Origin of the sequence: Paraliomyxa miuraensis (genome assembly GCF_026337845.1) — a bacterium.
GTDB classification, from domain to species: Bacteria; Myxococcota_A; Polyangia; order Nannocystales; family Nannocystaceae; genus Paraliomyxa; species Paraliomyxa miuraensis.
Genome location: NZ_JAOVZF010000161.1, coordinates 150,241 through 162,583 on the forward strand (window position 1 = coordinate 150,241; position 12,343 = coordinate 162,583).

Consider the following 12,343-nt stretch of genomic DNA (forward strand, 5'->3'; position numbering starts at 1 on the left):
GAGCCAATCGCTTCATCTCGGGCTGCCCGACGCCCGAGCCCTCCGGGCGCATTCCCGAGCAGGCGCCCCCGAGCTTGGTAGACTGCGCGGCGCATGGCCCTGGCGCCGCGGCTCGCCCCGGGCTCGGTCTTCGCCCGCGACTACCGGATCGTCGACCTCCTCGCCGAGGGAGGCATGGGGGCGGTGTATCGGGCCGAGCAACTGAGCACCCGCAAGCTGCGGGCGCTCAAGCTCGTCACCACTCGCCTGGCCGCCGACCCCAAGGGCCGCGAGCGCTTCGTGCGAGAGGCCACCGTCGGCGCCTCGATCGACAGCGAGCACGTGGTCGAGGTGATCGGGGCGGGCATCGACGACGAGACCGGGCGACCGTGGCTGGCCATGGAGCTGCTCGACGGCGCCGACCTCGGAGCGGTGGCGCGGCACCAGGGACCCCTGTCCCCCGGGCAGCTGCGCGAGGTGGTGGGTCAGCTGTGTCACGGGCTGGCCTCGGCCCATCGCGCGGCCGTGGTGCACCGCGACCTCAAGCCCGCCAACGTGTTCATCGCTCGCTCGCGACGCGCCGGGGTGCCCTTCACGCTCAAGATCCTCGACTTCGGCATCGCCAAGGTGGTGCAGGAGTCGGGCACCGGCGCCACCGAGACCGACACGGTGGGCTCGCCGCTGTGGATGTCTCCCGAGCAGCTCAACGCCCAGCGACCGACCCCCGCCACCGATGTGTGGGCGCTGGGGCTGCTGGCGTTCTGGGCCCTGACCGGCAAGCACTACTGGCTCGCCGCCCATGCCGCCTCGAGCAACGTGCAGGCCCTGTTCGTCGAGCAACTGTTCAAGCCGATCGAGCCGCCCTCGCAGCGCGCGGCGGCCCTGGGCGCACTCGATCCGTTGCCCAACGAGTTCGATGCATGGTTCCTGCGCTGCCTCGACCGCGAGCCCTCGCGTCGCTTCCCCGACGCGGCCACGGCCGGTCAGGCGCTGCAGGGCCTGCTGCCCGAGGATCCCGAGGCGGCCGCTCGCCTGCTTCCCGACGTGCCGCTGCGCCCCAGCGACAGCGTGACCGATCCCTACGCGCCCACGAGCGCCGAGGCGACGAACGCCACCGAGGGCGCCAAGTGGGACGCCAGCGCAGTGGTGCACGCCGACACGATCGCCAACGCGCGCTCGCTGGCCGAGGGCGAGTCGACCCACGCCGACCCGGCCCCCCTGCACGACCACGGCTCCGTGCCGCCGCTGCCCCACGCAACCGGGACCTCGGCGCGCCCGCGAACCTCACCCGTGGTCGTGACGCTCGCCGTGGCGCTGGCGGTGAGCGCCCTGGCCGGCGGTGGCTACTTCGCGTGGCAACGGCTCGGGGCGAGCACGATCGAGCCCACGCCCACGCCCACGGCCGCCATCACCGACGAGCCGATCGAGCCCCAGCCGGGCGCGAGCACCAGCGCCGCCGCGGCGGTCTCGTCCGGTGACGAGCCCGGCACCGAGGACACGGCCGACCCCGACCCCACCGCCGCGCTGCCATCGGTCGACCCCGACGATCCCGCGCTCGAGCCGGTCGTTCCCCTGCGCACGCAGCTCGAGCCGAGCGCCCACGACGTGCGCTTCCTGGGCTGGAGCACACCCGGACACCGATTCGCACTCGAGGTGGAGCATCGAGCCGATCGCAAGCCCAAGGCCCCCAAGGAACCGCTTGCCGATGGCTCGCCGGCTCCGGCCCCCCCGATCGAGCCCTACCGCATCACGCTCGTCCAGGTTCACGACGCCCTCACCGGCACCACGGTCGCGTCGTACCTCGTGAGCCGCGAAGGAGGCGAGGCCCAGACCAAGGCCCAAAAGAAGCTCGACAAGGCCGCCTCGGAGGCTCGACCGCACGGCGACTGGCCCGCGGCCCGCGATGCGCTGGGGCTCGTCAAGACCGCCCCCAGCCGCAGCGGCCCGCACGATGCTCGCCTCGTCGTGCAAGCCAAGGATGCCCCCGAGGGCACCAAGCTGAGCCTGCCGCCGTCGGACCTCGGGGTGGCCTTTCGCTGGTCGGTGCAGCCCCAGCAGGTGCTGTCGAGATCCAACGTGGATGGGCCCGAGATGACGGTCCGACTCGAGCGCGGCGACCAGCAATGGCCGCTGTGGGAGATCGCGACGGCATTGGGCACGCACCGCCTCGCCAACCTCGCACGCCCACAGGGAGAGGCTCCAGCCGCCGTGGGCCGCGTGCTGGCCTACTGGTCGCCCGATGCAAGCCGCATGCTGCTGCTGCTCGAGGTCGACGCGCAGCCGAGCGATGCAGACGAAGGGCTCCGTCAACGACGATGGGCGGTGCGCTCGATCGGCCCCCAGATCCGCCTGGTCGAGGCCGGCGCCGGTCAGCGGCGGACTCGCGAGCTCGCCACCCAAATGGCAGCCGCGGGTCTGCCCGTGACGGTGATCGATCTACGCGCGCCTCCCTCGTCGAGCTCCACCGTGATCTTCGACCGCGCCCACGAGCCCGCGCGGGTGCTAGCGGAGCGGATTCGGGCCGCCCTCCCGGGTCAGCCCGAACCCCAGCCCCGCCGCTTCATCCGGGACTTCGTGGAGGTGATCGTCAACCTCGGCCACGACGCCGGTTGATCGCCAGCAGGCCCAGCAGCAGCAGGCTCCACGCCGCGCCCCCCGACGACGACTGACGGCAGCCGCAGCCGCCCCCGTCCCCGTCGTCGGCACCACCGGCCGAGTCGGTCTCGGTGTCCTCGCCCGCGTCGCCGGCCGAGGCGGTGACCGTGGCCGACGCCGTCATCGTGGTCATCGTGGTCATCGTTCCGATCGTGGCGCTGTCCACCCCGTCATCGGTATCCGGGCCGCCGCCCGAGCTGTCGACCGCGCCGCCCGAGCTGTCGGTGCCACCGGGCGGCTCGCCGCCGACCTCGTAGACCTGCGGGTCCGAGCACGCGAGGTTGGCGTTGCGGTCCTCCGCACACGCCTGGTAGGTGACCAGCTCGCCGTCGTTGCCGGCCGGCAGCACCGCGCGGAACAGGTCGCCGCCCATGAACGTGGCGTCGATGATCGTGCCCGCGCCGTCGGGATCGACCACGATGAACGCGCGATCGAGACGCGGCCCCTCGTCGGTCACCGTGCGATCGCTGACCGCGAAGCGCACCGCGGGCTCCACTCCGGCCGCCACCGGGCTAGGATCCTCCACCGCGATGATCTTGGGCGGGAGCGAGTCGGGCGGCAGGAACTGGTTGGCCAGGTAGACCTCGTCGGAGCTGCTGCACTCGCCCTGGCCCGTGATCAGATCGAAGCGGCCATCGCCGTTGAGATCGCCGAACTCGCCCCACAGGCTGCAGTTGCCGGGCGGCGGGAAGATCCCCGGCACGTAGGTGAAGTTCCCCGTGCCGTCGTTCTCAAGCAAGCGCTCGGTGCCGCTGAGGGTGATGACCACCCCGTCGAAGTCCCCGTCGTCGTCGATGTCGGCGCAGATCACCCCGTTGTCGTCCGCGCCCGGGTTGCCGCTGACCCGCGCCGCGGTCTCGTCGGTGAGGTTGCCCGAGCCATCGTTGATGAGCAGCTGCTCGGTGTACCCACCCCCGATGTTGTCGATCCACATGTCGAGATCCCCGTCGCCATCCACGTCGCAGGGGGCCGCGTTGTAGTGGTTGCCGTTGTTCCCGGGCGGCGACACCGAGGGACCGGCGGCGAACGTGCCCGTGCCGTCGTTCAGCCACAGGGCTCCGGTCCCGCCGTTGTGCGCGTTGACGAACAGGTCGAGGTCGAAGTCGCGGTCGACGTCGAGGAATTCGACGTCGTCGATGTCCACCCCGGAGATCGACCCCGGGATCGCGCCCATGGCCTCCTCGAAATTGCCCAGGCCGTCGTTGATGTAGAGCCGCCCGTACGGCGGGCCTCCGCTGGCGTAGGCGTCGGCACTGAAGATGTCGAGATCCCCGTCGCCATCCACGTCGCCCATGCGCGCCGCGGCTCCGGCCGGGTAGTCGCCCGCGGGCAGGCGCATGTCGGCCTCGTCGGTGAACACCCCGCTGCCGTCGTTCATGAACAGCACGTACGGCCCGCCGTTGCCCTGGGGGGCGAACACGTCCACGGCCCCGTCGCCGTCCACGTCTCCGACCGCGATCATCCGCAGGTTGCCCGTGTAGCCACCCACCGCGGCCGCCGAGGTGTTGGTGAAATTGGCGCTGCCGTCATTGGTGTAGACCACCAGCGGCTCGGGGTCGTTGCTGCCGCCGAAGAAATCGGAGTAGTTGGCCAGCAACAGATCGAGGTCGTCGTCGCCGTCGATGTCGGTCACCCGCAGGTGATTGGTCCAGCAACCCGAGCCGCCGCACGCCTGGGGATCGAGCGCGTCGGGGATGAGATCGAACAGCGGATTGCCGGCCCAAGCGGGACGGCAGACGAACAGGCCGGCGAGCGCCGCGATCGTGGTCAGTGCATGTCGATTCAAGGTGCCTCCAAGGGGCGCCCACCGAGTGAGGAAGGAGCCTCGGCGGACGGCCGGCCGGAGTATATGGCCCCGCCCTCCGCGCGATCCCGACCCGGCCAGCCGTCAAGGGATCGATCCGAGCAAGAAATGTAGCCGTGGCCCTCGACATGACCGGTCCGCCGTGTCCATACTCGACCGACACTCCCTCACAAAGGTCACGAAGCCAATGAATCGCACCTTGATTCTCTCGCTCATGGGCACGCTCGCGCTGGCGTGCGGCACCAAGGACGACCAACCGGTCGCGGACGACGGACCTTCGATGATGGAGGACACGGGTCAAGGCAGCACCAGCTTCATGCCGCCCGATCCCTCGGTCACCGACAGCGGCATGGGCATGAGCAGCAGCAGCAGCTCGGGTGGTGCCGACGAGAGCACCACGGGCATGAACTTCCTGCTCCCGCCCGATGGAGGTGGCACCGAGATCGAGTGCGACATCTGGATGCAGGATTGCCCGCCGGGAGAGAAGTGCATGCCGTGGGCGAACAACGGCGGCAACTCCTGGAACGCCACGCGCTGCAGCCCGGTCGACGAGAACCCCGGTCAGGTGGGCGACGAGTGCATGGTCGAGGGCAGCGGCGTCAGCGGCATCGACGACTGCGACGTGGGCTCGATGTGCTACTACGTCGACCCCGAGACCGGCACCGGCACCTGCGTGGGCTTCTGCGAGGGCTCCGAGGCCGCGCCCATGTGCGACGACGGTTTCTTGTGCTCGATCTCCAACGACGGCGTGCTGATCCTCTGCCGTCGCGAGTGCGACCCGATCCTGCAGGACTGCATGGGCAGCGCGGCCTGTCTGCCGGCCAACGGCAGCGAGGGCTTCGTGTGCATCGTGGATGCCTCCGGCGAGGGGGGTGCTCCCGCCGATCCCTGCGAGTACCTCAACGCCTGCGATCCGGGCCTGTTCTGCGCCAACGCCGACGTGGTCCCCGGCTGCGCCGGAGCGGTGGGCTGCTGCAGCGAGTTCTGTGATCTGAGCGATGCGGATCCCGACGCCGGTTGCTCGCTGATGGGGCAGGCTTGCGAGCCCTGGTTCGAGATGGGCGCCGAGCCGCCCGGGCTCGAGCACGTGGGCGCTTGCGTGCTGCCGACGTAGGCGGTGCTTGCCCTCGCGGTACGGCGAGCTCGCCACCCTCGGAGGGGCGAGCTCGTCATCGCGCGTCGCGGCCGTCGCCGCGAGGCGGCATCAGTGAGCCAGCATCCAGGAGTAGATGTCGTCGCCGGCCGAGAGGTCGTAGACCCGGTGCCAGGACTCGTGGCGCACGCCGGGATAGATCGTCATCTGCACGTCGGGGGTGGGCTCGCAGGCCAGTAGCGCCTCGATCGGCTCGATGGTGCCCTGCGGCTCGACCACCTCGTCGTCCTCGCCATGGAACGCCCAGATGGGCACCTGGCCCAGCGCACAGCCAGCGTAGGCAAGGGCGCCGCGCCCATCACCGGCGATGAGCACCGCGGAGGTGATCTGATCGACGAAATAGTTGCCCAGGTAGTCCCAGGCCCCGATGGCCCCGCAGCTGATCCCGGTGAGATGGACCCGGTCGGGATCGATGGCGTAGGCATCGATGGCGTAGGCGAGGAAGGACTGGATCTCGGCCACGGTGGTACAGCCGGAGCCCGCGTGCTGCGGCGAGAGCACCACGAAGGGGCGCTCGTAGGGCCACTGGTCGTCGTCGATGAGCTTGGCCGGTCCGTTGATCAGCACTCGATCGAGCTGGGTGGTGCCGTTGCCGTTGGCCCCAATGCCATGCAAGTAGACCATCAGGGGATGATCCGAGGACTGCTCGTAGTCGGGGGGTAGGTACTCCCAGTAGCCCTGCGGCGACGTCGTCTCGCCCAGAGGGCGTGGAGTATGACGCGCCGAGCTGGGCTCGACGAAGGGCCCGGTGGTCTCGCTGCTCCCATCCGTGATGGTCGCGGAGTCGGGGCTCGAGGTGGCGGTCGAGTCGACGCCGGAGGTGCCGAGCGTGGTGCCGAGCGTGGTGGTGATGGTCGTGCCGGTCGGCTCGCCTCCGTCCGAGAGCGAGCCGCCGTCACAGGTGACCGAAGGACAACCGGAGCTCGTGCTCGGCAGGGAGTCGCTTCCGCAGGCGAGCAGCGGCAGCGCGAGCAAGGCCGCGAGGCAGCGGGTGGCCATGGAAGGCGAGTATATCGTGTCGACTCGGCGACCGATCTAGCCGGCCCAGGGCCGGTTGCCCACGAGCAAGGCGTACGCCTTCACGGCCGACTCGCTGGCGGCGCGGGCCTGCTGCCGCAGCCGCTGCTGGCGGGCGACCAGGCGCTTGGCGGCCTCGTGCTTGCCCTGCTCCTTCAGCGCGTGGATCTCCTCGTAGAGAGCCCCGGCTTGATCCTCGAAGATCGCCTTGCGGTCGAGCTGGAGGGACGCGTAGCGGAACAGGTAGTCCGGGTACTCGTCGTCGTTGGGGCTGGCCTCCTGCAGCAACGCCTCGAGCAGGTCGAGCTGGGCATCGATGGCGGCCAGCTCCACGTCGATGCGACGCTGGGGAAGCGGTGCTCCGGCGCTCGAGGGACCGCTGGGCGCCTCGGCCACCTCCTTGCGCGCCGCGTCGACCCGAGCCTTGGGATTGCCGTTGGCCACCCGCACCTTGGGCGGCGGCCGGGTGTAGCGAACGTTGGAGGGCGGCTCCGCGGCCCATGCGGTGCTCGCCAGCGCCCACAGGGCTGCAACGAGCCAGCTTTGCCAGCCGCGAACGAAGAGAAGACGACGACGGACCACGGGACGACGACGCCCCTTGGCCCCCGAAGACACGACGGTGCTCGAGGCCTTGGACATGACCAGCAGTCCTACGGACCACGCGCCGTCGGGTTCCCACCTGGAGACGATTGGGCTCGATCCCGGATCGTGTGCCCTGGTGGCGCGGCTTCGCGTGCGGCCTTGGAGCGGCGCCGGGGTGAGTGGTATCCCTGTCGACGAGTGTTCCTGCGCCGCCTGGAGATCGAGAACGTTCGGGGCTTCCGCCGCGCCTCGTTGAACTTCGTCGACAGCGACGTGGTGAGGCCCTGGACGTTGCTGCTGGGGGTCAACGGCGTGGGCAAGAGCACGCTCTTGCGGGCGATCGCGTTGGCCACCACGGGCAGCGATGCCTTGACGGATCTCATCGGTCTGCCGCACGAGTGGGTGCGCAACGGAGCCAAGCGCGCGGTGATTCGGGCCGAGCTGCAGAACACTGCACCCGATGCGACGCCCTTCGTGGTCGAGCTCGAGATCCACCGCGACGACACCATCCGCAGGGTGCTCGACCGCAACGAAGAGTCGCTGGCCTACCTCGACGGCATCATCGCCGACCAGGGATGGCTACCCACGGTCGGCTACGGCGTGTCTCGCCGTGCATCCGCCGAGGCCCTACGGGCACGATCGCGCACGGGCATCGTTCAACCGCGCGCCAGTGCCGTAGCCACGTTGTTCTCACCCTTCGAGGAGCTGGTGTCGATCGAGTCGTGGGCGATGGACCTCGACTACCGCCGCGGCGCCCAGGCCCTGTCCCTGATCCGGCACGCCCTCGAGAGCATCCTGATGCCCGGCGTGGGTTTCGTCGACATCGACAAGGACCAGCGTGAGCTGATCTTTCGCACCGAGGACGGAGATCTGCCGTTCTCACAGCTCAGCGACGGCTTCCAGAGCGTCGTGGCGTGGGTCGGTGACCTGCTGTTTCGGCTGACCGACACCTTCGAGATTGCCAAACGCCCGCTCGAAGCCCCTGGCTTGCTGCTGCTCGACGAGATCGAGCTGCACCTGCACCCACAGTGGCAACGGCGCTTGATCGAATACCTGCGCCAACTCCTGCCCAACTTCCAGTTCGTCGCCACGACTCACTCACCGCTCACGGCTCAGCAAGTCGACGAGGGCGAGCTGTATGCGATCGAGCGCAGCTCCGACGATGGGCCGCAGATCGTCCCGTTCGCGGGCGAGCCCCGCAAGCTATTCATCCATCAGCTCCTGGCGGATCCCATCTTCGGGATCCCGATGAGCTCGCAGTACGTCGAGAATGCACGGGCCCGGCTGCACGAACTGCGCAAGAAGCGCAGGCTCGCGGCTTCGGAGCGAGACGAGCTTGCCCGACTCGAGGCCGAGCTCGACTCGATGCCCGAGTGGACCCGCGACGAGGCACCCGAGCGCCGCACTCAGCTGCTCGCCCGCATCGAGGCGCGCCTCGCCGAGCTGTCCGAAGTGAACGAGGTCACCAAGAAGAAAAAGAAGAAGGCCACCAAGAAGTCGACCCGGAGCCGTCGATGATCTCGCTTCAGCGAATTCGCAATGATACTTCGATTCCCCGAAAGTACCGATCACCCAGCAAGAATCGACATGAGCTCGACCTGATGCAGCGCCACCTCGCGGGGGAGGAACCCAGCGAGAGGCACTGGTCCGCCGCCAAGCGCTGGCTCAAGCGCGAGTCGTTCGGGAAGTGTGCGTATTGCGAGGCACGCACCGATACGGTCGCGCACGGCGACATAGAGCACTTTCGCCCCAAGACCATCTACTGGTGGCTCGCGTATTGCTGGGACAACTGGCTGTTCGCCTGCCAGATTTGCAACGAGAGCTACAAGAGAGCCCAGTTCCCCGTGGCGGGCGCCCGCATGACCGAGTGGGATCTGGACGATGCCGTGCTCTCGGAGATTGCGGGGAGCCTCGCGCCATGTCCCCTCGATGGCGATGCCCGCTACTGTCTCGGCGCCTACTGGGCCGAGGCCAAGGCCGAACGTGCGGATCTGATCGACCCCTACCGCGAGGATCCCTCGTCGCTGCTCGCCTGGAAGGTCGACTCCATCGAAGAAGCGGTCATGGTGGTTCCGGCCAGCCGCCGCGCGGCCACCCAGCGACGGGTGAAGGCGTGTGTGCGCGTCCTGGGTCTCAACCGCGAAGAACTCTATCGTGAGCGCTGGGCCAAGTACGTGGACCTGAAGCTCTACGTCCGAGTACGGGCGAAGCTACCGGGCAACGATCCCCTGCGTGCAGAGATCGAACGCAAGATCGAATCCATGATGGCCGACGACGCGAGCTACGCCGGGATGTGCCGCTACTTCGTGCGCAGGGTCTGGAAGCTCCCGCTCTGACCCAGGCCACCGCCGCGACATCAATCCTCCTCGAGCGTCGTGGTGAACCCGCCGGCCGAGCCTTCGCGCTCGTTCGAGCCCGCCTCGGCCGGATAGAGCGCCTGGTGGCCGAACTTCCTGCGCACCTCCGAGAGCACCCCTTGCAGCCGCTGTCCCCTCGCCTCGGCGGGCGGCTCGACGGCCGCGAGCAGATCGAGCTGCCTGGGCGCACGCACATCCTGAAGCTGCCCCACCCCCACCCCCGTGAGCCGAAACCTACGCCCGGCGAGCTCCAGCTCCTGCAGCAGCCGACACACGGCGTCGTAGATCACCCGCGCCTCGCTCGTGGGCTCCGGCAGCGTGCACTGCCGGGTCTCCGTGCGAAAGTCGATGTCGCGGATCTTGAGCTGCACCTTGCGGCCGCCGATCCCCTTGGCGGTGAGCCGGTCGGCCACGCGCGTGGCCTGCGACAGCAGCTTGCGACGCAGCGCCTCCTCACCCACCACGTCGACCGCATAGGTGTCCTCGTGGCTCACCTGCTTGCGCTCGCGGCCCGGAATCACCTCGCGGTCGTCCCGGGCGTGGGCCAGCGCGTGCAGGTGCAGGCCGTGCTCGCCGAACATGCGCTGCAAGGCGTCGGCCGAGATCCGCCGCAGGTCGCCAACCGTCCGCACCCCGTGCTCGCGCAGGCGAGCCTCGGTCTTGTCGCCCACCCCCCACAGCTTGCCGATCGGCAGCGTCGCCAGGAACTCCAGCTCCGTGCCCGGCAAGACCTCGGTGAGCCCGTCGGGCTTGTCGATCGCCGAGGCGAGCTTGGCGATGAACTTGACCGCCGAGATCCCCACCGAGCACGTCAGCTGCGTGCGCTGCCGCACCGCCGACCGCAGGGCCTCTGCCGCCGTCCGAGGCGGACCGAGCAGGCGCTCGGTGCCCGTCATGTCGAGGAATGCCTCGTCGATCGACAGCCCTTCCACCAGGGGCGAGAAGCGATCGAACACCTCGAACACCTGGGCCGATGCCTCGCTGTAGGCGTCGAAGCGCGGGGGCAGCACCACCGCATGAGGGCAGCGACGCAGCGCCACCGCCATCGGCTGGGCCGAGTGACAGCCAAAGCGCCGCGCCTCGTAGCTCGCGGCTGCCACCACCCCACGGCGTCCCTCGCCCCCCACCAGCACCGGCTTTCCCCGTAGCGAGGGATCGTCGCGCAGCTCCACCGACGCGAAGAAGGCGTCCATGTCCACGTGGAAGATCGTGCGCAACGCCGAGGCCATGGCGCGGGCGGGGCTGGCAATCTAGCATGCGGCCCGATCCGTCTCCGACGGCTGTCACCGTGAGCACCCCACGCCCATCCCGCCGCCTGCTCGCCCTCGACGCCCTCCGCGGCATCGCGGTGTTCCTGATGATCGAGCAGCACGTGGGCATCTGGCTGTGGCATGGCCCGGGGCCCGGCGAGCGTCAGCTCGACTACCCGCTGCTGGTGGGTTTCAACGCGCTGGGGGGCATGGCGGCGCCGCTGTTCGTGAGCCTGGCCGGAGTGGGCAGCGCCCTGTTCGTGGCCGCCGGCCGCCCGCGCACCGACGTGACGCTGGTGCGTCGCGGGCTGGTGCTGATGCTGTTCGGCCTCGCGCTGAACTTCTTGACCCCCAGCTGGTTCTCGTGGGGCTCATGGTTCGTGCTGCACATGATGGGCTTTGCCATGGCCCTGGCCCCGGTGTGGCGACGGCTGCCCACGCCGGTGCTGCTGCTGGGCTGCGCGTGCGTGCTGATCAGCACCGTCGCGGTCCAGCTGTGGCTGAACACGCCGATCCCGCTCGACAACCCGCGCATGCGCGACACCAGCCTCCCGGGCGGACCGCTGCGCCTGGCCCTGGCCGAGGGGCAATTCCCGATCCTGCCGTGGCTGTGCTTCTACCTGGCGGGGTTCTGCGCGGGTCGCTTCATCAAGGCCGAACGCCACGGGCGCATCGCGCTGCTGGGCGCATGCTTCGTGGCCGTGGGAGGTGGCGGCCACCTCCTGGCGCGAGCCCCCGTGGCACACCCATGGATCCAGCGGGGCTTCGAGCTGCACCTGGGCTTCTACCCCGCGTCGGTGGCCATCGCGGGGCTGCTGCTGGGCGGAGCGCTGCTGCTCATCGCCTTCGTGGCCTGGCTCGAGACTCGCCGGCCGATCGCCGACGACCACCCCCTGGTCACGCTGGGTCGCATCTCGCTGACGCTGTTGATGCTGCACGTGGTGCTGTTTCGCGAGCTGAGCCGGCCCATCCACTGGTGGCGCGGGCTCTCGGCCAATGCGGCGCTGGCGGTGATCTTCGGGTTCGTGATCCTGTCGATCCTCGCCTCGCGCCCGTGGCAGCGGGTGGGCTATCGCTTCGGCGCAGAGTGGCTGCTGCGCAAGATCGCGGGTTGAGCGGGAGGGCTCGGGGCGCGAGCACCTGCCGCGCTCGCGGCGACGCTCACGCCCCCTCGAACAGATCCCCGCGCCCGAGGTGGCGGGCCACCGCACGGCAGACCGCGGCATCGTCGTCGAGCCCCCACAGCGACTCGCGGTCGGGCTCCACGTCGGCCTCGGCCACGAAGTAGCGCACGGCCGCCCCGACCAGGCGCTGCGTGGCCTCGTCGGCCCCCTCCGCCAGCGTCAGCAGCTCCTCACAGCCGCGCGCGAGCGCCTCGACCTGCGTCACGTCGAGCAGCTCGTTGTCTCGCGTGGCCCAGCCGCTGCGCGCCACGTACTCGCGCAGCTCCTTGCGGAGCACATCCGCCGACTCGAGCGGTGCGTCGTGCAGCCGCTCGAACAACTCCTGGGACTCGGCGGGCAGACCGGGAATCGAGACGGGCATG

At 69.7% G+C, this 12,343-nt stretch carries 10 protein-coding genes; 5 read left to right on the plus strand and 5 right to left on the minus strand.

All coding sequences use genetic code 11. The features are described 5' to 3' along the window. Nucleotides 1–93 precede the first annotated feature (93 nt). Nucleotides 94–2,592 carry a serine/threonine-protein kinase gene (locus OEB96_RS36055; protein ID WP_266221415.1) on the plus strand — a complete coding sequence of 833 codons (2,499 nt, stop codon included), beginning with the start codon at nt 94–96 and terminating at the stop codon, nt 2,590–2,592. Here OEB96_RS36055 and OEB96_RS36060 read toward each other — a convergent pair. After that, complete coding sequence (locus OEB96_RS36060; protein ID WP_266221416.1) at nt 2,567–4,420, minus strand: FG-GAP repeat domain-containing protein; 1,854 nt, start codon at nt 4,418–4,420, stop codon at nt 2,567–2,569. The genes OEB96_RS36055 and OEB96_RS36060 overlap by 26 nt on opposite strands. A gap of 205 nt (nt 4,421–4,625) precedes the next feature. On the opposite strand from OEB96_RS36060, the gene OEB96_RS36065 reads away from it, so the two are divergent. Then, complete coding sequence (locus tag OEB96_RS36065; protein ID WP_266221417.1) at nt 4,626–5,552, plus strand: ribulose phosphate epimerase; 927 nt, start codon at nt 4,626–4,628, stop codon at nt 5,550–5,552. Between the two features lie 90 nt (nt 5,553–5,642). Here OEB96_RS36065 and OEB96_RS36070 read toward each other — a convergent pair whose 3' ends face one another. Both OEB96_RS36070 and OEB96_RS36075 read right to left on the minus strand, forming a co-directional pair. Continuing rightward, nucleotides 5,643–6,590: a carboxylesterase family protein gene (locus OEB96_RS36070; protein WP_266221418.1), complete on the minus strand. Its 948-nt coding sequence runs from the start codon at nt 6,588–6,590 to the stop codon at nt 5,643–5,645. Between the two features lie 36 nt (nt 6,591–6,626). Then, entirely contained in the window at nt 6,627–7,247 is a 621-nt protein-coding gene (locus OEB96_RS36075; protein WP_266221419.1) for a hypothetical protein, read from the minus strand. A gap of 141 nt (nt 7,248–7,388) precedes the next feature. Between OEB96_RS36075 and OEB96_RS36080 the strand changes: the two genes are divergently transcribed. Both OEB96_RS36080 and OEB96_RS36085 read left to right on the plus strand, forming a co-directional pair. Next, nucleotides 7,389–8,708, plus strand: a complete 1,320-nt coding sequence (locus OEB96_RS36080) for an AAA family ATPase (RefSeq protein WP_266221420.1) — start codon at nt 7,389–7,391, stop codon at nt 8,706–8,708. An 83-nt stretch (nt 8,709–8,791) separates the two neighbouring features. Further along, the gene (locus OEB96_RS36085; RefSeq protein ID WP_266221421.1) at nt 8,792–9,526 is read left to right on the plus strand and encodes an HNH endonuclease family protein; all 735 of its coding nucleotides are present in this window, start codon (nt 8,792–8,794) and stop codon (nt 9,524–9,526) included. A gap of 20 nt (nt 9,527–9,546) precedes the next feature. Here the strand turns inward: OEB96_RS36085 and OEB96_RS36090 are convergent, their stop codons facing one another. Then, nucleotides 9,547–10,776 (minus strand): DNA polymerase IV, encoded by a 1,230-nt coding sequence (locus OEB96_RS36090; RefSeq protein ID WP_266221422.1) that lies wholly within the window; start codon nt 10,774–10,776, stop codon nt 9,547–9,549. A 26-nt stretch (nt 10,777–10,802) separates the two neighbouring features. Between OEB96_RS36090 and OEB96_RS36095 the strand changes: the two genes are divergently transcribed. Further along, the gene (locus OEB96_RS36095; protein ID WP_407674726.1) at nt 10,803–11,912 is read left to right on the plus strand and encodes a DUF418 domain-containing transporter; all 1,110 of its coding nucleotides are present in this window, start codon (nt 10,803–10,805) and stop codon (nt 11,910–11,912) included. Nucleotides 11,913–11,958: 46 nt separating this feature from the next. Here OEB96_RS36095 and OEB96_RS36100 read toward each other — a convergent pair whose 3' ends face one another. After that, nucleotides 11,959–12,342 carry a hypothetical protein gene (locus tag OEB96_RS36100; RefSeq protein WP_266221424.1) on the minus strand — a complete coding sequence of 128 codons (384 nt, stop codon included), beginning with the start codon at nt 12,340–12,342 and terminating at the stop codon, nt 11,959–11,961. Between the last annotated feature and the right edge of the window lies 1 nt (nt 12,343).